This window comes from Salaquimonas pukyongi (genome assembly GCF_001953055.1).
In the GTDB taxonomy this organism is placed as follows: Bacteria; Pseudomonadota; Alphaproteobacteria; order Rhizobiales; family Rhizobiaceae; genus Salaquimonas; species Salaquimonas pukyongi.
Genome location: NZ_CP019044.1, coordinates 2,978,997 through 2,998,305 on the forward strand (window position 1 = coordinate 2,978,997; position 19,309 = coordinate 2,998,305).

A 19,309-nucleotide genomic window follows, 5' to 3' on the forward strand; every position below is an offset into this window, starting at 1 on the left:
GCGGGCATGCCCGTTTCGATCTGAAACGCGCTTCCATGGGCAATACGAAAAAAAGCCCGGAATGGTTTCCGGGCTTTCTTGAATTTCGGAATTTTGACGGTATCAGGCGGCTTTTTCTTCCGACTCGTCATTGGCAGCCGCACCGCGGCGCGGTCCTTTGGCGAGGTTCTTTTCGATCAGAACCACTGCTTCGGTGGTGGAAATCTTGTTGACGGAGGAAATCTCACGCGCCATGCGGTCAAGAGCTGCCTCATAGAGCTGGCGTTCGCTGTAGGACTGCTCCGGCTGATTGTCGGAACGGAACAGATCTCGCACAACCTCGGAAATCTGGATCAGGTCGCCGGAGTTGATCTTTGCCTCATATTCCTGCGCCCGCCGGCTCCACATGGTGCGCTTGATGCGCGCCCTGCCTTGCACGGTTTTCAGCGCCTTTTCCACCAGGGAAGGCTCTGCAAGTTTCCGCATGCCGGCAGAAGATGCCTTGGCAACAGGAACCCGCAGGATCAACTTGTCCTGCAGAAAGCTGATGACAAACAGTTCCAGCTTGTGGCCTGCTACTTCCTGTTCCTCGATCGACGAAATCTGACCGACCCCGTGAGCGGGATAGACGATGTATTCGTTGACACGGAAACCTTGACGCTGGGTGGCTTTCTTGGCGGTAGCCATTCTACACTTACTCCCTCATTAACCCGTTCAGAGCGCGGGCTTTTGTGACCGGACGAAAAAAATCCGGCCAAACGGATTTCAGATGCTGCCAACCGCCGAACGCCGGCAGCAACCTGATTTCAACAGCCGTTTGATTGAGGCACGAAAGAAAATCCCTTTGGTGCATGCCGAAAGGCAAGAGCCGATTGCCAAAAGCAATAATGGTCCCCTTGATCGGATGCGCTCAGGTAAATGCCTTGTTTTTGTGACAAGAAAGATCACACCTTTCCGGGGCTTATTGCTACAGAAAGATGCAGGCCTTTGTTGCGAATTTCGACTGTTAACAAGTTCCTAACACAAAAAACGCCAAAAATCAACGATTTCGCACTTGCGGCATGGCTGGAAGGGCAAACTCCGCACGTTATGCTTAACGCTGACAATGTCTCAGGGCAGTTTAACCTGCGGGCAGGAATTCAGTCGCCCTGGCCCGGCTCGGGCGAAAAGTACTTTTCGAATTTGCCTTCAACGCCGTCAAATTCCTTGGCATCTTCCGGGGATTCCCGCTTGATGGTGATATTGGGCCACTTTTCGGCATATTCGGCATTGAGCTGCAGCCACTTGTCCAGCCCCGGCTCGGTATCCGGCAAAATGGCTTCGGCAGGGCATTCCGGTTCGCAAACCCCGCAATCGATGCATTCATCGGGATGGATGACGAGCATGTTCTCGCCTTCGTAGAAGCAGTCGACCGGACATACTTCGACGCAATCCATGTATTTGCATTTGATGCACTTGTCGTTGACGATGTAAGTCATGATGACACCGGGGGAACGGATTACTGCTGGATCAATAGCGACCTTGCCGTGACTACAGGCTTTGCCATGCCGGTTCAAGGGGTTCGGGAGAACACCGGAAGCGGCATTTTTTCACAGTCCCGAAAAGCCTTCTGCACGGCTGTTTGGCAGCCTTAAAAGCCGTCCTTTCCGGCAAGCTTGCGGGCAAGTCTGCGTTCGCGGGCATCGGGCCGCTTTTCCCGCAGCATGCCTGAAGCAGAAGCCACTTTCTCTCCATCCGGGCCGTTTTCCGGGCGTGGCGAGCGGTCCACATACAACATGGCGGCCTCCGAATGGGGCCCGCGCCGTTCTCCGCAGGCAACGATCTCCAGCAATCTCACATCGGCATGGTGTGTGCCGCCATGTACTGCGAGTGTAACCGTATCGCCCGGACCGACGGGAAAGGCGTTGTTTGCGATGCGCTGGCCGTTGATTCTCACCCGTCCGGACTGGATCAGTTTCTGCGCCAGCGACCGGCTTTTTGCCTGCCGGGCATGCCAAAGCCACTTGTCGAGGCGGATTTTGCCCGCCTTGGGGGATTGTGGCCGCTGCTCACTCACCCTTCTTCAGATCTTCCTTCAACGCGGCAAGCTTGGCAAACGGAGAATCGGGATCGATCGCATCACGGTTTTTTTTCGGGCCGCTTTGCATGCGCTGGCCGCCGGCCGGTTTTCTTCCCTTGCCGCCGGGTTTGGCATGTTTGCCTTTGCCCTTGCGTGGGCCCCGGTTCTCGCCACCATCCTGGCGTTTTCCCTGATCCTGACCGGTCGCACGGCGCGGCTTGCCCCCGGTTTTGCGCGGCGCCGGCCGCCAGACAAGGATCGTCTTGGGGCCTTCATCGGCTTCGCCGGAGGCATCGGGCTGCCCGCCATCGCTTGCACCATCTGCGGCAGCATCGGCGGCAACACCTTCTTCTGGCTGATCTTTGGCTTCCGCATCTGTTTCAGTACGTTCCACCAGCGCTGGCGAAGCCGCTTCCGATCCATTGTTCGCCGCAGCTTCCGCCTGCGGTTCTCCCGACAGCGTTACCGTTTCACTGGAAGGCCCCGCCCCTTCACTCGCCACCTGCGGCGTGGCAACATCACCAGCTTCACCAGCCACCGCATTTTCTGTTTCCGGCGCAGCACCATCTGCAGCAGCAGCGTCAGCAGCGCCCTGTTCTGCAACCGGCTCTGGCGGCTTCACATCGCTTTCAAGTTTTGGCTCGCCGCGATAGCCAAGCCCCTTCAACACCAGTTCCATGTCTTCATGGGTGGCGCCCAGAATGGAAAGCATGGCCGGCGTTACATAAAAACTGCGCCCGTCGATCGCCCCTTCCGGCTTCGCAGCGCCGTCCTGCGCCTTATAGTACAGCGCCGGACGAATGAGATCGGCCAGCCGCTCGAGAATATCGATGCGCACGGCCTTGGCTCCCAGTATGCGATAGCCGCAGATCCGGTAAACCTCGTCCTCGTAGGAAGCTTCATGCACCGCCGATGTCCGCCCGGAGGCCAGCACCTGCAGCACTTCCGCACGGCCGGGTGCATCCAGACGGTCATTTTTTACCGCCCAAAGCAGGCACAGCAACTCGGCCGGTGCCGGTTTCAGAAGGGCCGGGACGTAGATGGTATAGGCCCCGAAACGCACCCCGTGCCGGCGCAGTCCGGCGCGCATGTCCTGGGAAAGGTTTTGCACATCGGACGCGATCTCACGCCGCTGGATGTTGCCGTAGTTCTCCACCAGGCGGAATGCGGTGCCCCGCGCCAGCCCTTCCAGCGTCTGGTCGCTGCTCATCTCCACCAGTGGCTTGAGAACATTTGCCGTATGGTTGGCAATCCAGCGATCCAGCCGCTGCACAACCTGATCGCGGGCCGTGCCGGTCAACTGTTCATCGGCAAGCAGCACGATCCGCGGATGCAGGTAATCTTCGCCTGCAACAAGCTTGCCCACCGGCTCGCCCTGCCAGCGCAGCATGCCGTCGCTGTCCAGTGCAAAATCGGTGTTGGGCGATGCGTTGAGCCGGTTGGCCCGTTTTTCCATCTCTCCCGTCAGGGCCTTGGATGCCGCCGCATTGGCTGCCTTGGCTTCGGGGCTCTGGCCGGCCGTATCCGGCGTAAACCGGAACCCGGCGAGCTTGCCCACATGATGGCCTTCCACTTGCACTGCGCCATCAGGCTTGATTTCCGCTTCCATTGAGGCGTTGTCCCGCAGTTTCCTCATCAGTTGGCTTGTCCTGCGATCAATAAAGCGTTTCGTCAAGGCTTCATGCAAAGCGTAGGACAGGCTGTCTTCCACCTGGCGTGCGGTCTCCTGCCAGTATGGTGCGTCATCAAGCCATTCCTCGCGGTGGGAGAGATACGTCCAGGTCCTGATCTGCGCGATCCGGGCCGACAGGGCATCGATACCGCCATCGCGCCGGTTGGCCTGTTTGATCTGTGCTGAAAACCAGTCCGTGTCGATTTTTCCGCGCTCGCTGATCTGTCTGAAAATGCGCAACAGCAGCTCACCATGAGAAGCCGGCGAAATCTTGCGGTAATCGGGAACACAGCACACGTCCCAAAGCAGCCGCACAACCTCTGCCGATGTGCAGGCGCCATGCACCCACCGCTCACGCGACAGCGTCTCCAGCGCCACCAGGTCGGATACCGGCAGCGCCTTCATCAACAGCCGGTTGCCGGATGGCATCTCCAGGCTTTGCCGCAATGTGCCGATGCTTGAAAAATCAAGATCCCGGTTGCGCCAGTTCAACACCTTGACCGGTTCGAAGGCGTGGCTTTCCAATTGTCCGGCCAGTTCCCCCTCAAGCGGCGGCACCTGGCCGGTCACTCCGAAAGTGCCGTCCCGCATGTGCCGCCCTGCCCGGCCTGCAATCTGGCCCAGTTCGCCAGCCGTCAGCCGCCGGTACTGGCGGCCATCGAATTTCCGGTCCTGTGCAAAGGCAACATGCCTGACGTCGAGATTAAGCCCCATGCCGATGGCATCGGTTGCCACCAGAAAGTCGGCATCCCCCGCCTGATAAAGCTCGACCTGGGCATTGCGGGTGCGCGGGCTCAGCGAACCCATCACCACTGCCGCGCCGCCGCGCTGGCGGCGTACCAGTTCGGCGATGGCGTAAACCTCACCGGCGGAAAAGGCGACGATGGCGCTTCTTGTCTGAAGCCGTGTGATCTTTTTCGATCCGGCATAGGTCAGGACCGACATGCGCGGCCTTGAAACGATCTCGATGCCCGGCAGCAGATGCCGCAGCACTCCGGCCATGGTCTCCGCTCCGAGCAGCAGCGTTTCCTCCCGCCCGCGCAAGTTCAGCAGCCGGTCGGTAAAAATATGGCCGCGTTCGAAATCGGCTGCGAGTTGCACCTCGTCGATGGCAACAAAAGCGACATCGGCCTGTGACGGCATCGCTTCCACCGTGCAGACCTGATAGCGCGCCCTGGGCGGCACGATCTTTTCTTCTCCGGTGATCAGCGCAACGCTCGCCACCCCGACCTTTTCACAAAGGCGCTGATAAACTTCGCGCGCCAGCAAGCGCAGGGGCAGGCCGATCAGCCCGCTCGAATGTGCCGCCATCCGCTCGATGGCCAGATGGGTCTTCCCCGTATTGGTCGGGCCCAGGATCGCGGTAACGCCGCGCCCGCTCCCGCCCTGCAAGCCTGACCGCGCCCCGCTGGCCGGAAGATTGGTGGAGGGTGGAAAGTTCATCGCTGAAGGGCCGGCACGGGAGTTTCGGATCGCAGGGCGCCGCCAAAAACAGCAGCTGCTTCCAGCATATAGGAAAGACCGCTTGCTTGCGCCACCCGGATTTAGGCCCCGGCAACCCTAGAGCGTGTCCTGGTATCTGTTTCTAAGAGCGTGCCGGCCCGAAATAGTCCGGCTCTGCGGAAAACGTGCCAATCCAGGTCGGCACGAGAATGCGGATCGGCGTGAAGATGCTCTGCTTGTCCGTGCCGCCGCTGATTGGCGCCAGCCAGATTTCCATGTCGTTGTTTTTCGCCATCCGCCGGGTGCTCTTGTGCTTCTTCTTGTGACCGGCAACAGGAATGTATTTCAGCTTGCAGACATAGGCATGGCCATCATAGCCCTGGGTCTTGATGGCCTTGTTGCGTTTGTAGCTGAGCTTGATGTCAAAACGTGTATCACCGTCATAGACACGAAAACGGTGATTGCAGACCGCCTTGGGGTCCTTGGCTTTTTCGAACGGCACGGGCACCACCATCGTGCTTGCCGGATCGATCACGTTCACCAGGTCGTCCGGCTTGATAAGAATGTATTTTGGCGCTTTCTTTTTCTTGCGCTTGTCAGGTTTCAGATAGACATCGCTCACCTTGCCGCCCGTAAAAGCCATCTTCAGCACGGCAGTCTTCTTGTTCTCCGTTACCGAAAGATAGTGACTGGCCGCATTGTGACGGTCGCCGGCCACCTTGCCCTCGCTCTTGATCACGGCTTTGCCGGGTGCAAACCAGTCGGCCAGCCCCTGGGTGCGGCCATTGCCGGTGAAGGTGTAATTGTCACCATTCATGGCAACGCCAAAGGTGACCTTGCCCACCGTTACCGAGCCGAATTTTACCCTGAATTTGGTTTCATGGCGCTGATCCTGGGAAAGTGAGGTCTTCACTACAGGCGCTTCCTGTGCGTGTGCGGGGCCGGCGGGCGCAGGAGCAAGAAAAACAGCCCCCAGCAGGGCCATGACACTAAAGCGGTGTTTCATCGCGTTTGATCCGTATGTGGCACCATCCGTTATTCTCCGGCAAGCATAGGAAATCAGCCTGAACGCCCGATGAACCGATTCTGCGACCATCCTGCGCAAATCAAGCGTAAATGGGGCGCAAAAAGCTGGAGTTGCCTGCTTTTTCCTTGACGGCCTTCACGTTGAAGACTATAGAACCGCCGAATTTCCCGAGATTTGCGTCACCTTGGCGCTCGGCGGATGAAGCTGGGCGAAGCGGGCGCTTTGATACCGGGCAGCCGGCAGGGTAGATGACCAGGCCGCACCCGATTTCGACAAGGAACATAACCATGTCCAGAACCTGCGAACTTACCGGCAAGTCCGTCATGTATGGCAACAATGTCAGCCATGCCAACAACCGGAACCGCCGCCGCTTTCTGCCCAATCTGGTAAACGTCACGCTGATGAGCGAAACGCTTAACCAGCGCGTTCGTTTGCGCATTTCCGCCGCTGCCCTGCGCAGCGTCGAGCACCGCGGTGGTCTTGATGCCTTTCTGGCAAAAGCCAAAGAGGGCGAACTTTCCCAGAAAGCCCGTCTGCTGAAGCGCCAGATCGCCAAAAAGTCCGCAGAAGCCGCTGCCTGATACAGGCCGGCTGAACGCTAATTCGCCCGGTCCCGGAAATCCGGGGCTTTCCCGCTGGTGCCATCACCCAGGATAAAAAAATGGAACGCAATACATCACGTCCGGCCTTTGCCGCTCTCCTGCCCTATGTTGGCGCCATGGCGGCCATCGTCATCGCCTCCAACATTCTGGTGCAACACCCCTTCACGCCCTTTGGACTGGGAGAGTTGCTGACCTGGGGCGCCTTCACCTATCCTTTCGCTTTCCTTGCCAATGACCTTGCCAACCGCCGTCTTGGCATGAGCGCCGCCCGCATGGTTGTTGCTGCAGGTTTTTTGCTTGCCGTCATCCTGTCAATCTGGCTGGCGACACCGCGAATCGCCATTGCCTCGGGCACCGCCTTCGCGGTCGCCCAGATTCTCGATCTGCTGATCTTCGATCGCATGCGCATGATGACGTGGTGGAAGGCACCGCTGGTTTCCAGCATCATCGCATCGGCAATCGATACCGCCCTGTTCTTCCGTCTTGCTTTCGCGCCCTCCTTTGGAGGGATCGACCGGTGGTTCGGCATGGAAGACGGGTCGCTTGGCTTCCCGGTTGTCATGTTCGGCTACGAAATGCCGCTGTGGGTATCGCTGGCGATTGGCGATTTTCTGGTCAAGGTGCTGATCGGCTTTGTCGCCCTGCTGCCCTATGCGGGCCTGCTGCGGCTTACCGCAAAGACCCCCGCCGCCAATGAGGGTAGGTTATGATCATTCGTTCAGCACGAATTCCAGCAGCAGGGTACGCTGCAGCGTCCGGTTGAAGTTGTCATCCGATATCAGCATGATGCGGGTCTTGCCGGCACCATCCTGCCAGGCGGCAATGCCTTCCATGTTGTCGATCCGGCTGGAAAGACCGGCTTCGGCAAGCACTTCGCCTTTCAGGGTAACGCCGGCGCGGATCGATGCCGTGTCGAAACGGCGGATGCGCATGCCAAGCCCCACGGACAATCCGAAGCGGCGCTCCAGCACGGCCAGATCGCCTTGCGGCAAAAATACCGCATCGGTAACCGAATACTCGCCACTGCGGGTGATGGCGAACTCCTCGATTCCCCTGTCCGACGCGATGAAGGCACGGTTGTTGCCCTCACCGTTGAGGCTTTCTTCGGCAATCGCGACGACTTTTCCGGCAAGCGGAGAAGCCGCCGGCGCAATGGCCACGGCCTCCAATCCCTCCAGATAGGCCAGTTTCAATGGCCCAAACGAGGCCGTTGCCTGCACCGGCTTGCCGGGCGAACCGTCACGGCCGATCTGATAGCGGTTGATGCGGTTTAGGCGCTCAAAGGAGACATAGGCAGTATTGCCGCTGATCTCGAGGCCTTCTGAGTCGCCCCAGTGCTTTGATCCGTAGCGGGTGCCGTCCTGACGGCACAGACAATAAAGAGCTGCATCAGCAAGCCCTGAAACTGCGCCTTTCCCGTCCCGTTCCATGACGGCAGAAAGCCAGTTGGCCTTGTCGGTAACCGCCCATATTCTGCTGCCATCCCCGCTGATGCGCAGACCCGAAAACCCGCCAAAGCGCTCGTCTTCCGCGGTGATCTCCAGCCCGCCGGCATAGGCAAGCCTGCCAACCTTGTTGCTTGAAGAACCGATATGGAAATACCCGATCGGCTCGCTGACTACCTTGACAGGTTCCGCCATGACCGGCGCCATCAGCCATGCCAGGATAAAAGCCGCTGAAAACAGTCTTGTGGCAAAAAGGGCAAGCCGGGACATTGGCTGGCGTTATCCGGTGGCGCGGCGCCGGGTTCCGCCACCCTGCCCGCCGCTCCTGCGCGCACCGGGATGGGCAAGGCGTTCTGCCGGTCCCTCTTCGGCAAACAGCGCTGCAAGCTGTTCGGTCATCGCCCCGGCAAGTTCCTCGGCATCAACGATGGTCACCGCGCGCTTGTAATAGCGCGTTACGTCATGACCGATGCCGATCGCCAGCAATTCGATCGGCGAATAGGATTCGATGTCCGCAATCACGTGTCTGAGATGCCTTTCCAGATAATTGCCCGGATTGACCGACAGGGTCGAGTCGTCCACCGGCGCTCCATCGGAGATCATCATCAGAATGCGGCGCTTTTCCGACCGCGCCATTAGCCGGTTGTGGGCCCATAAAAGGGCTTCACCATCGATGTTTTCCTTCAAAAGCCCCTCGCGCATCATCAGTCCGAGGTTGCGGCGCGCGCGGCGCCACGGCGCATCGGCGCTCTTGTAGACAATATGACGCAAATCGTTGAGCCGGCCCGGCTGTGGCGGCTTGTCCGCCTTCAGCCACTTCTCCCGCGCCTGCCCGCCCTTCCAGGCCTTGGTGGTAAAACCGAGAATTTCAACCTTCACGCCGCAGCGCTCCAGCGTGCGGGCAAGAATGTCGGCGCAGGTCGCAGCCACGGTAATCGGCCGCCCGCGCATGGAGCCTGAATTGTCGATCAGCAGGGTAACCACCGTATCGCGGAAGATCGTTTCGCGCTCCATCTTGAAGGAGAGCGGCGTCATGGGATCAATGATGATGCGCGGAAGCCGGGCCGTATCGAGATAGCCCTCTTCCAGATCGAAGTCCCAGCCACGGTTCTGCTGAGCCATCAGGCGGCGCTGCAAACGGTTTGCAAGCCGGCCGACCACACCCTGGAGATGGGCAAGCTGCTTGTCGAGAAACGCCCTCAGCCGTTCAAGCTCGGTATCGTCACACAGTTCCTCCGCCGTGATCATCTCATCGAACTCATAGGTGAACACGTTATAATCGGAATCAGGCGGCAAGTCGGAAAACGGCAATTGCGGGCGCTGCGCCTCGCCAGGGCTTTCGGCATCGTCCGCATCGTCGTCGAAATCATCGTCACCAATTTCCGAGGCGTCCATCTCGCCATCCTGCGCGTCCTCGGATGTTTCGTCGGATTGCTCGGGCTGGCCGTCTTCCTGTGCGGAAGCCTCGTCGTTTTCATTCTCGGCATCGCTGTCGGCCGATTGCGGTTCGTTGTCCTCTGCCGGTTCCTGGTCTTCTTCAGGCTCCTCGTCGCCAAGCTCGTCGGCCATGTCGAGGGAGGCGATCAGATTGCGGATTGATTTCGCAAAAGCGGCCTGATCCAGCAGGTTGTTGTCCAGCGCCGCGATGGTTTCCGTCGCCTTGTCGTCGATGAACTCACGCCACAGCCGGACGAATTTCTCCGCACTCGCAGGCGGTTTTTCCCCAGTCAGCTTTTCGCGCACCATCAGCGCAACGGCTTCCTCCAGCGGTGCATCGCTGCGGTCGACGGCGTTCTGGTAATTGGCCCGCGAGTATTTCTCCTCCAGCATCGCACCAAGATTGGCGGACACCCCGTCCATCTGGCGCGCACCGAGGGTTTCGACCCTGGTCTGCTCCACCCGGTCGTAAATGGCCCGGGCCAACTGCCCGACCGGCGCGTGCCGGCTGTGAATCGCCTTGTCGTGGCAGGCAAGCCTCAGCGCCATCGAGTCGCCATAGCCACGCGTGGCGGCAAGCTGTGCCCTGGTCATTTTGCGGCCGGGATCGGTGAGTTTGACCTGATCGCCGATCAGCGAAGGCCGGTCGTTGGAAAAGGCAACTTCCACATCCGGCTTGTTGGCAATGGCGCGCACGCAATGGGTCAGGGCCTGTTTCAGCGGCTCATAGTCCACCGGCCCTGCATTCTTTTTGCGGTTGTCGCCTGGTCCTGTCATGCTCACCCGTTCTTCAGGGTTTAGTCCAATACCAGATTGGCAGACGATTCCGGCAATTCTTCGCCAAATACGCGCTGATAAAACTCGGCAACCGTCGCCCGCTCCAGTTCGTCACACTTGTTGAGGAACGTCAGCCGGAACGCCATGCCGACATCCTCGAAGATCTCGGTATTCTCGGCCCACATGATGACCGTTCGCGGGCTCATCACGGTTGAAAGATCACCATTGATGAAGGCGGCGCGGGTCATGTCCGCGATCCGCACCATTTTCGAAATCGTATCGCGCCCCTCGGCCGTATCAAAGCTCTTTGCCTTGGCGAGCACGATGCCCGCCTCCTTGTCATGGGGCAGATAGTTGAGCGTGGTGACGATGGACCAGCGGTCCATCTGCGCCTGGTTGATCTGCTGAGTGCCATGATACAGGCCGGTGGTATCGCCCAGACCCACCGTATTGGCCGTGGCAAACAGTCGGAAGGCGGGGTGCGGCGTGATTACCCGGCTCTGGTCAAGCAAGGTCAGGCGGCCTGATGATTCCAGCACGCGCTGGATGACGAACATCACATCCGGGCGGCCCGCATCGTATTCGTCGAATACCAGCGCCACGTTGTGCTGATAGGCCCAGGGCAGAATTCCGTCCCGGAATTCGGTTACCTGCATGCCGTCACGCACGATGATGGCATCCTTGCCGATCAGATCGAGACGGCTGACATGGCTGTCGAGGTTGATCCGCACACAAGGCCAGTTGAGGCGCGCGGCCGCCTGCTCGATATGCGTCGACTTGCCGGTGCCGTGATAGCCGGAAACGATAACCCGGCGGTTGTGCTTGAAACCGGCCAGAATTGCCAGGGTCGTCGCCTTGTCGAACAGGTAGTCCGGGTCCACTTCGGGCACATGCTCGGTGCGTTCCTTGTAGGCCGGCACCGTCATGTCCGAATCGATATTGAAGGTCTTCTTCACCGACAGCTCGGTGTCCGGCATTCCTTCGCTCATCCGTGGCATCTCCCAAAGAAGCTGGTTGTACGTCCGGTTTATCACCCCTCAGAACACGGGCTCACAGTACCAGCGGCATTAAAGCCATGGCCCAATCAGCGACCTGTGGGATTCGGAAGAGTGTCGCCCGGCGGAAACGCCGGTACCGGAATTCCTTTCAGTTTCGCTTAGCGTCTTTTTTTGCAGTAAACAATGGCCTTGGCCGATCACCGCCATGCCTGCGGCGCAGGGCCGCTTAGCAGAACCCCGCCTTCTGCAGGATTTTGTAGGCGGTAATCACCTCGCGCAGCCGTTCTTCCGACTTGCGGTCTCCGCCATTGGCGTCGGGATGGTTCTGTTTCACCAGCAATTTGTAGCGCGCCTTGATGTCGTCGCTGGTTGCCGTCGAAGGCAGGTTGAGATCCTCAAAGGATTTCTTCTCCAGAGCCTTCAGCTTGCGCGCGCGCACAGGCCCGCTGCCGCTTGCCTTTCCGGTGCGCCGGTTCATCCGGTTATAAAGACGCTGCGCACCGGCTGCCCGCGGATCATGTTCATTGACCGGCGGATATTTGCCCCAGCGGTTCGATCCCATCTCCCAGGTCGGGCGAGCGCCGGTAATCGAATCCTTCTGGAATTTCGCGATCGCATCATCGTCTAGGCCGGAAAAATAGTTGTAGTTCTTGTTGTATTCGCGGACATGCTCGATGCACATCCACAAGAACTGTCCTTCCCGGTTGCGGCCCATCGGCGCCTTGTGGGTACCCGGCTTGTCACAGCCCTCCCATTGACAGGGACGGCTGTGGTCCTCTTCCTTCTTTTTCTTCGACGACCGTTTGCCGACGCGAATGGAATCAAAAAGGGGTGATGTTGGCTTCATGGGGCTGGTATAGGGATTTGCATCCCCTTGAACAAGAATTGACAGGCGATTTTATTGCTCCCATCAAGCAGGCTTAAAAAGCACAAACCCGGAAAATGAGCGATGGGCATTATACAGAATATCGAGGACCAGATACGCAGCGAACTTGCGCCTGCAGCGCTTGAAATCATCAATGAAAGCCACCTGCACGCAGGTCATCAGGAAAGCTTTGACGGGACGGGAGAAACCCATTTGCGCATCAAGATTGTGGCGGAAGCATTCGAAGGCCTTTCGCGCCTTGAGCGCCACCGCCGGATCAATGCGCTTGTTGCCGGAGAGATGGAAAAGGGGCTGCACGCCATCGCCATAGAGGCAAAAGCGCCTTCCGAACTGTCGTAAACTCAGTTCACCAGATTGCGGATGCGCACCCGGGTGATGCGGTTTTTCTGCCGCTTCAAGATAACGAACCGCTTGCCATAGAAGGTAAAGGCCTGCTTTTCCTCCGGGATCATCTGGGCTGCATGGATCACCAGTCCGGCGACGGTGGTCGCCTCGTCATCGGGCAGTTCCCAATCCAGCGCACGGTTTAAATCGCGGATCGGCACACCGCCATCGACCACCACCGAGCCGTCCGGCTCACTGGTGACGCCACTGACTTCCACGTCATGCTCATCGGCGATGTCGCCAACAATCTCTTCCAGAATATCCTCGAGCGTCACCAGACCCATCACCTCGCCATACTCGTCCACCACGATGGCGATATGCGCCTTCTTGCGCAAAAACGCGTTGAGCTGATCGCGCAGGGAAGTGGTCTCGGGCACGAACCACGGCGTCGAGGCGATTTTCCCCAGATCGATATCGGCCGGCTTCACCCCCTGGCCGATGGCCCGCAAAACGTCCTTGGAATGCAGAACGCCGACAATGTTGTCGCTGGTGTCCTTCCACAACGGAACCCGCGTATAGGGGCTGTCGAGAATCTCGGCGATCACCTTCTCCGCCGGCTGATCAATATCGGTCGACATCATCGCCGTGCGGTGAACCATGACATCGGAAACCTCCAGTTCATGCAGGTCGAGCACGCCGCCGAGCCGGTCGCGGTCATCCTTGATCACCGCGCCCTCGCGGTGAAAGACCTCGAAGGTGCCGCGCAATTCGTCGTGGGCGCTGAGCATGTCATGGGCATCATCCAGCCGCACGCCGAACAGTTTGAGAATGGATTTGACCAGCCAGGTTACGAACCGGGCAAACGGCGCAAACACCAGTACGAAAAACAGGACAAACGGGGCAACGCTCAGGGAAAACTGGTCGGCCTTCGCAATCGCCCAGGATTTCGGCATCACCTCGGCAAAGATCACCACAATAACGGTCATGCATGCGGTGGCGATGAAAACGCCCGCCTCGCCGAACATTTTCAGAAAGAAACTGGTAGCCAGCGCCGAGGCCAGAATGTTGACCAGATTGTTGCCGATCAAAAGCGTGCCGATCAGGCGGTCCCGCTTGCCCAGCAGGCGCTGGATTGCCGCGGCCCGCGGATCGCCCTGTTTTTCCAGGGTGTGCATTCGCGCCCGCGAAGCAGCCGTCAACGCCGTCTCGGAGCCGGAAAAGAACGCCGAAAACAGGATCAAAAGCACAATGGAGGCCAAAAGCAGCCAATCTGCCGGTGTCATCGCAAACAGTCCTCTTTCAAAAATGCCACGACCTCATCGCCAGGAACATCCTTTGCTATGTAGGATTTTCCAATGCCCTTTGTGAGGATGAAATTCAGTTTCCCCGAAGCGACCTTCTTGTCCTGGGTGATGAACCTGAAAAGCGTTTCAGCGGGCGGTGGCGTACCCGGGATTTCGCCCACGCATACCGGCAGGCCGGCTTCCTTCAGATGGCGTTCGACCCGTGCAACGTCATCCATGCTGCACAGGTTCAACCGGTTGGAAAAACGGTGCGCCTGCGCCATGCCAATCGCAACGGCCTCGCCGTGCACCAGCCGGCCCGCATCGTATTTGACATGGCCCTCCAGCGCATGGCCGAAAGTGTGCCCCAGATTGAGCAGGGCGCGTGCGCCGCTTTCACGCTCATCCATGGAAACGATTTCAGCCTTTGCCCGGCAACTGTGGGCAATGGCCTCACTTAGGGCGCGCTCGTGGGAAAAAACCGCCCCGCGATTGGTTTCCAGCCAGGCAAAGAAATCCGCATCGTTGATCAGGCCGTATTTGACCACCTCGGCATAGCCGGCAGCAAATTCGCGATCCGGCAGGGTTTTCAGGCTATCGGTGTCGGCGAGCACCAGAACCGGTTGATGAAATGCGCCAATCAGGTTCTTGCCCTGGCTGGCATTGATGCCGGTCTTGCCACCGACAGAGGAGTCGACCTGTGCCAGCAGGCTGGTCGGTGCCTGAATGAAATCGATGCCCCGCTTGTAGACGGCAGCAGCAAATCCGGCCAGATCGCCAACGACACCGCCGCCAAGCGCAACAATGAGATCGGAGCGTTCAAGACGGGCTTCCAGCAATTGCGAAAGCACCTCATCCAGCACTGCCATCGACTTGGAGCCCTCGCCGGCCGCCACCGTGACCAGGAGCGGTTTAAGGCCACTCGCTGACAGGTTTTCAATCGCGGCCTCGGCGTACAGGGCAGCAACGTTCTCATCGGTGATGACCGCACAACGGGCGCCGGGCCGCATTGCCGAAATCCGCGGCCCGAGCGTTTCAAGCAGGCCGCCACCGATGTAAATCGGATAGCTGCGCTCACCCAGCGCTACCTCCACCGTGATGGCGTTCTCGTTCATTGCATTCTCACTGCGCATATCGCCTTGAAACCAGGGGTTTATCCAGATGGCCGTCAATCTTGGAGACCATTCGGCGTTCCCGAACGCTCGCCCCGTTCACCGTGAAAGACCGGGCGGTCAATGCCACAGCGAAAACCTGCAGCATAATCATCGGCTGCAATGCGCGCCAGCACATTGGCATCGCGGTTGGCCAGCGCATCCACATATCCTGCGACGCAGGAAACCCTTTCAGCCTCTGGAAGATCGGGGTCGGCAACAGTGGAAACCACCAGAACCTGGCCTCGGCGCGCCTCCTCGGCGCTTCCGGTATCCGGGTTTATGTTGTCAATGAACCAGCGGTGGATGGTCGCAAACGGCTTGCCATCTTCAAGCCGCCATTCCAGCGTGTCATGTACGGAGTTCCACTGTGCAAATCCCGATGGAAAGGCAAACGGGTCCGTCACCGGGCCATAGGCAAGAAACTGGCGCAGATCGCTCTCGGCAAAATGCACCGGATAACCGGCAAGCCCCTTGCAGACCGCCTCGCCGCCCATTTGTGCCTCTTCCTCGCTTTCAGCTTTCTTCCAGGCACAACCCTTGTCGAAATCAAGCTTGGTATAGGCTGAATCGGCTGCCTGCGCTGCCACCGGGAGAATGAAAGCAAGTGCGCTGGCAACCAAAACGGCCGTCAGGGCCTCACGTATCCGGATCTTGTTCACTGGGTTTCCTTCCTCATGGCTGGCTTCCTGATGGCTGGCGGTCATTGCACAACACTATGCAGCGCAATCGCTACCAATTGACAATTGTATTTCGCGCCAGAGGCAATAAAAGTGCGGCAAACTCCCGCAAAAAAGGCTGCCTCCATGCGCATCGATGCAATTTCCATCGGCAACAACCCGCCCGAAGACGTCAATGTTATCGTCGAAGTGCCGGTTGGCGGGCATCCGATCAAGTACGAACTGGATAAGGAAGCCGGCACGCTCGTTGTTGACCGCTTTCTCTACACCCCGATGACCTATCCGGGCAATTACGGCTTCGTGCCGCATACCTTGTCGCAGGATGGCGATCCGATCGACGTGCTGATCGCCAACAGCCGCCCCCTGGTGGCGGGCTGCGTCATCAATGTGCGGCCCATCGGCGTCCTCATCATGGAGGACGATGGCGGCCAGGACGAAAAGGTGATCGCCGTGCCCTCAAAAGGGGTTTCTGCAAGGTTCGATGCGGTCAAGAATTACACCGACCTGCCGGAGATCACGCTTTCCCAGATCCAGCACTTTTTCGAGCACTACAAGGATCTGGAGCCCGGGAAATGGGTCAAGATCGGCGACTGGATGGGCGCAAAGACCGCCCAGAAGATGATCCGTGAAGCCATAGAACGGGCCGGCGGGAGCTAACTTCGGCCTGCTTTCTTCACCGCTTCATCAATGCCTGCGGCCGCCTCGAATGGCATTTTGAGGGTTTTTAAGCGCCCGGCGCTGCCGCTTTCCAGTGCGATGCGGCTTTTGGCTACCCCGGTTTTTCCTGCAAGCAGGGCAATCAGCGCCTTGTTGGCTTGCCCCTTTTCCGGCACGGCACGCACGCTTGCCTTCAGATGGCAGCGGCCGTTTTCATCTTTCCACACACCGCCCAGCATCTCGGTGCGCGCCCCGGGTGCAAGACGCACCCGCAGCCGGATTTTACCGCCAATTACTTCGTAAGGTGCGTCCACATCGCCCCAGCGCATGTCTTGGTTAGATGGAATCGCTCTAGGTTTCGCACGCGGGGCGAGACGGATTTCGTCTCTGGCATCGGTCCCGCTCCTGGAATTGAACGATTATCCCCCATACCGCGCTCCAAATCCCAAATGTCGATACAGCCTAAAACAAACTGCCGGACCGCATGGCGGCCCGGCAGCAGTCGTGGATCAAAAGGCAGAATTTCAACAGCTGCCGGACTTATTTGCACTCGGCAATATCGCCAATGGAAGCGGTGACGCCCGAAAGCGAATATTGATAGCTGGTCTGGGTGCCGCGGCGCGAAACGGCCGAAACGCTCATCTTCGCACCGGCTTTCATGGCAGATACCACCGTTGCTTCCTCGGCAGGGTTTTCAAGCCATGCATTCTTACCGCGTGTGAACATGGAGAATTTCTTGCCGTCGATGTCGAGAACGACCTTCGATTCCTCCTGGAACTGGTAGCCGGCGGTGAACTGCGGCTCAAGCCGTACATTCTGTCCCGGATGCTGTGCCAGCATGAAGAACACGTCGCCATGGTCGACTTCGCGGCCATTAAGCTCTTTCGGGCTCTTTTCGGTCGGCACCGACAGCACATAGCAGACCTTGCCATCGGAACCCTGATAGCTGAACGAGCCCCAGGCCTTGTGCTGTTTGATCTGGGTTGGCGACTGCGCATTGGCAATGTGTGGCACGGCCAGAGCGGCAACGCCCAAGGCCAGGCTGAGGACGGCAGCTCCTTTGAGCATGCGTGCTGTCTTCTTCTGTCTGTTTTTGGCGGTCATTGGTCCAATCATCTTGCAATCAATTGCTGTGTGCCCAATCGGTTTGCATTGGCAGTTTTCGCTGCCTCGCCGGTCAGGCCAGCCAGCCTTCCGGCAGGCATGGGCAACCACTACGGTCTTTGCCGGCGAATCGTGCCAACCATGCTTTAATTTTCCTTACCAAAGCGTGAACAGTTTTACGATTCGGTCCGGTATCAAGGCAGTTTGTGCATTGTTCTGTCAGAATGTCCGTCGCAAACAAACTGGGCGAGATTTGGGCTTGTCATGTCTTGCTGCGTTTGCCGGATGCAAGCCGCTTGGCACCGGAGTAAACCGGTTTGCCGTGAACGGGCTCAGCCAGTGCCTCCTTCGGCCCGCCGGTCCCCACCGGCCGCTCCGCGAAGCGGCCCAGCGAAATCATCCGGTCATACATCACCACAGCGCCCGCCATGGCGACATTGATGCAGATGTGAATGGGGATTTTGACGATGAACTCACAGCGCTCCATCATTTGAGGCGACAGCGAACCGCCTTCCGGGCCGAGTACATAGGCCGCCCTGAGCGGATGGCGGAAACTCGGCAATTCCACCGCCTCCGCTGTCAGCTCCACGCCAACCAGGCGGCACTGATCGGGCACAACGAGTTCGCCGGGGGAGGAAAAACTGTACCAGGGCATGTGATCGCGGGCACGGGTAGTATCGGACTTCGGTTCGCCGATGGCTCTCGCAGGCGCCACGGTAAAGACGAAGCTGGCACCGAACCCATGTGCCGTACGCATCAAATTGCCGAAGTTCATCGGTTTGGAAATGCCCTCCACCCCGATGCCGAAATAACCCCGGGGCGGGCGTGAACCCATATCGGAAACCAGTACCACTGCCCGTTTTCAACCCTGTTGTTGGTGTAGGCAGTGTTATTCGGCGAATTCGCGCAATTGCGCAAGTTTCTCCCGTGCCAGATCGCGGTGTTCCTGGTGGATATGGCCCTGCAGCATGGCAAGAACCGCGCCGAGCACCGCAACATCATCGGAAAAACCGAAAATCGCCAGAAAATCGGGAATGGCATCCAGCGGCAATACAAAATAGGCCAGCGCCGCCAGCAGAATGGCGCGCACCTTGTTCGGCGTTTTCGGATCAAAGGCACAATAATAGGCCGCAACCAGCTCTTCCACGAAGGGGACCTTGCCGGCGGCCTTGGCAAGCGTTTTCCAGAAGCCCGATGCCACCTTTTTCTCGTTGGCATCCATTTTCTCTTCGGCGCCGGGAAGAATCTCCCCCTCGAGAATCTGCTTCTTCAGATCCTCGTCGGCAGCGCGCTCTTGCCGCCCGGCGGGCTTTTCCTCTGTCTTAGTCATATCTTACATATGGTAATGCATTGGCCGCCTTGCAAATCCAGGGTTCGCACTCCTTATTGTGACTTGAATGGTGCCAGTTCATGACTTGGCGGCCATCCGGTCCATCATCCCTGCCAGCTTGAAATCGAGTTCGGTCAATCCACCCGCATCATGGGTCGACAGCGAGACGTCGACCCGGTTGTAGACATTGCTCCAGTCGGGATGGTGGTTGAGTTTTTCAGCTGCCAGCGCCACCCGGCTCATGAAGCCGAATGCCTCGCTGAAATCCTTGAAGCGAAACTGGCGGTGGATGGCCTTTTTGTCCGCGGCCAGTTCCCAGCCATCGATCTGCTGCAGCTGCATTTCAATTTCCTGCGGCGCAAGGGGTGTGGCCATGATCTCTTCCTTTCGGTCGCGACAGGTGGGTATTGAAACCGGGATTGTGCTTCTTGCCAAGCCCTGCGGAAACTGGGATC

The 19,309-nt window shown here is 58.7% G+C and carries 22 protein-coding genes; 4 read left to right on the plus strand and 18 right to left on the minus strand.

Annotated features, from left to right (window positions below):
* Positions 1 to 102: 102 nt before the first annotated feature.
* From BVL55_RS14340 to BVL55_RS16855, 6 genes are all read right to left on the minus strand, one after another.
* The gene (locus BVL55_RS14340; RefSeq protein WP_075997472.1) at positions 103 to 666 is read right to left on the minus strand and encodes a CarD family transcriptional regulator; all 564 of its coding nucleotides are present in this window, start codon (positions 664 to 666) and stop codon (positions 103 to 105) included.
* Between the two features lie 452 nt (positions 667 to 1,118).
* Positions 1,119 to 1,457 carry a ferredoxin FdxA gene (fdxA, locus tag BVL55_RS14345; protein ID WP_075998186.1) on the minus strand — a complete coding sequence of 113 codons (339 nt, stop codon included), beginning with the start codon at positions 1,455 to 1,457 and terminating at the stop codon, positions 1,119 to 1,121.
* Positions 1,458 to 1,609: 152 nt separating this feature from the next.
* Entirely contained in the window at positions 1,610 to 2,035 is a 426-nt protein-coding gene (locus tag BVL55_RS14350; protein WP_075997473.1) for an RNA-binding S4 domain-containing protein, read from the minus strand.
* Positions 2,028 to 5,153 (minus strand): helicase-related protein, encoded by a 3,126-nt coding sequence (locus BVL55_RS14355; protein WP_075997474.1) that lies wholly within the window; start codon positions 5,151 to 5,153, stop codon positions 2,028 to 2,030. Before BVL55_RS14355 ends, BVL55_RS14350 begins: the two co-directional genes overlap by 8 nt.
* 142 nt (positions 5,154 to 5,295) lie before the next feature.
* A complete protein-coding gene (locus BVL55_RS14360; RefSeq protein WP_075997475.1) occupies positions 5,296 to 6,159 on the minus strand; it encodes a DUF3108 domain-containing protein in 864 nt (287 codons plus the stop codon).
* A gap of 100 nt (positions 6,160 to 6,259) precedes the next feature.
* Entirely contained in the window at positions 6,260 to 6,463 is a 204-nt protein-coding gene (locus BVL55_RS16855; protein WP_205410810.1) for a hypothetical protein, read from the minus strand.
* A 4-nt stretch (positions 6,464 to 6,467) separates the two neighbouring features.
* Between BVL55_RS16855 and rpmB the strand changes: the two genes are divergently transcribed.
* Positions 6,468 to 6,761, plus strand: coding sequence for a 50S ribosomal protein L28 (rpmB, locus tag BVL55_RS14370; RefSeq protein ID WP_075997477.1), 294 nt, complete (start codon positions 6,468 to 6,470; stop codon positions 6,759 to 6,761).
* 80 nt (positions 6,762 to 6,841) lie between these two features.
* Positions 6,842 to 7,492, plus strand: coding sequence for a VUT family protein (locus BVL55_RS14375; RefSeq protein WP_075997478.1), 651 nt, complete (start codon positions 6,842 to 6,844; stop codon positions 7,490 to 7,492).
* Here BVL55_RS14375 and BVL55_RS14380 read toward each other — a convergent pair whose 3' ends face one another.
* The 4 genes from BVL55_RS14380 to BVL55_RS14395 all read right to left on the minus strand — a co-directional run bounded on the left by BVL55_RS14380 (position 7,493) and on the right by BVL55_RS14395 (position 12,286).
* Positions 7,493 to 8,497 (minus strand): esterase-like activity of phytase family protein, encoded by a 1,005-nt coding sequence (locus tag BVL55_RS14380; RefSeq protein ID WP_075997479.1) that lies wholly within the window; start codon positions 8,495 to 8,497, stop codon positions 7,493 to 7,495. It lies immediately after the preceding gene.
* A gap of 9 nt (positions 8,498 to 8,506) precedes the next feature.
* Positions 8,507 to 10,441, minus strand: coding sequence for a cobaltochelatase subunit CobT (gene cobT, locus BVL55_RS14385; protein ID WP_075997480.1), 1,935 nt, complete (start codon positions 10,439 to 10,441; stop codon positions 8,507 to 8,509).
* Between the two features lie 20 nt (positions 10,442 to 10,461).
* On the minus strand, positions 10,462 to 11,430 hold the full coding sequence (gene cobS / locus BVL55_RS14390) for a cobaltochelatase subunit CobS (protein WP_244530528.1): 969 nt from the start codon (positions 11,428 to 11,430) through the stop codon (positions 10,462 to 10,464).
* Between the two features lie 235 nt (positions 11,431 to 11,665).
* Complete coding sequence (locus BVL55_RS14395; RefSeq protein ID WP_075997482.1) at positions 11,666 to 12,286, minus strand: J domain-containing protein; 621 nt, start codon at positions 12,284 to 12,286, stop codon at positions 11,666 to 11,668.
* A 102-nt stretch (positions 12,287 to 12,388) separates the two neighbouring features.
* Between BVL55_RS14395 and BVL55_RS14400 the strand changes: the two genes are divergently transcribed.
* Entirely contained in the window at positions 12,389 to 12,664 is a 276-nt protein-coding gene (locus BVL55_RS14400; RefSeq protein WP_075997483.1) for a BolA family protein, read from the plus strand.
* A 2-nt stretch (positions 12,665 to 12,666) separates the two neighbouring features.
* Here BVL55_RS14400 and BVL55_RS14405 read toward each other — a convergent pair whose 3' ends face one another.
* The 3 genes from BVL55_RS14405 to BVL55_RS14415 are packed head-to-tail and all read right to left on the minus strand — an operon-like array spanning position 12,667 to position 15,745.
* A complete protein-coding gene (locus tag BVL55_RS14405; RefSeq protein WP_075997484.1) occupies positions 12,667 to 13,932 on the minus strand; it encodes an HlyC/CorC family transporter in 1,266 nt (421 codons plus the stop codon).
* On the minus strand, positions 13,929 to 15,047 hold the full coding sequence (gene aroB, locus BVL55_RS14410) for a 3-dehydroquinate synthase (RefSeq protein WP_075997485.1): 1,119 nt from the start codon (positions 15,045 to 15,047) through the stop codon (positions 13,929 to 13,931). The genes BVL55_RS14405 and aroB overlap by 4 nt, the downstream gene beginning before the upstream one ends.
* Before the next feature lie 53 nt (positions 15,048 to 15,100).
* Entirely contained in the window at positions 15,101 to 15,745 is a 645-nt protein-coding gene (locus tag BVL55_RS14415) for a hypothetical protein (protein WP_244530529.1), read from the minus strand.
* 144 nt (positions 15,746 to 15,889) lie between these two features.
* Between BVL55_RS14415 and ppa the strand changes: the two genes are divergently transcribed.
* Positions 15,890 to 16,420: an inorganic diphosphatase gene (ppa, locus tag BVL55_RS14420; protein ID WP_075997487.1), complete on the plus strand. Its 531-nt coding sequence runs from the start codon at positions 15,890 to 15,892 to the stop codon at positions 16,418 to 16,420.
* Here ppa and BVL55_RS14425 read toward each other — a convergent pair.
* The 5 genes from BVL55_RS14425 to BVL55_RS14445 form a co-directional block, all read right to left on the minus strand.
* Positions 16,417 to 16,749: a DUF167 domain-containing protein gene (locus BVL55_RS14425; RefSeq protein WP_075997488.1), complete on the minus strand. Its 333-nt coding sequence runs from the start codon at positions 16,747 to 16,749 to the stop codon at positions 16,417 to 16,419. The genes ppa and BVL55_RS14425 overlap by 4 nt on opposite strands.
* A 211-nt stretch (positions 16,750 to 16,960) precedes the next feature.
* Positions 16,961 to 17,488 carry an invasion associated locus B family protein gene (locus BVL55_RS14430; RefSeq protein ID WP_075998187.1) on the minus strand — a complete coding sequence of 176 codons (528 nt, stop codon included), beginning with the start codon at positions 17,486 to 17,488 and terminating at the stop codon, positions 16,961 to 16,963.
* Positions 17,489 to 17,786: 298 nt separating this feature from the next.
* Positions 17,787 to 18,359, minus strand: a complete 573-nt coding sequence (locus BVL55_RS14435; RefSeq protein ID WP_075998188.1) for an RNA methyltransferase — start codon at positions 18,357 to 18,359, stop codon at positions 17,787 to 17,789.
* Between the two features lie 54 nt (positions 18,360 to 18,413).
* On the minus strand, positions 18,414 to 18,746 hold the full coding sequence (locus BVL55_RS14440; RefSeq protein ID WP_075998189.1) for a YkvA family protein: 333 nt from the start codon (positions 18,744 to 18,746) through the stop codon (positions 18,414 to 18,416).
* A gap of 186 nt (positions 18,747 to 18,932) precedes the next feature.
* Positions 18,933 to 19,229, minus strand: coding sequence for a 4a-hydroxytetrahydrobiopterin dehydratase (locus BVL55_RS14445; RefSeq protein WP_075997489.1), 297 nt, complete (start codon positions 19,227 to 19,229; stop codon positions 18,933 to 18,935).
* Positions 19,230 to 19,309: the final 80 nt, after the last annotated feature.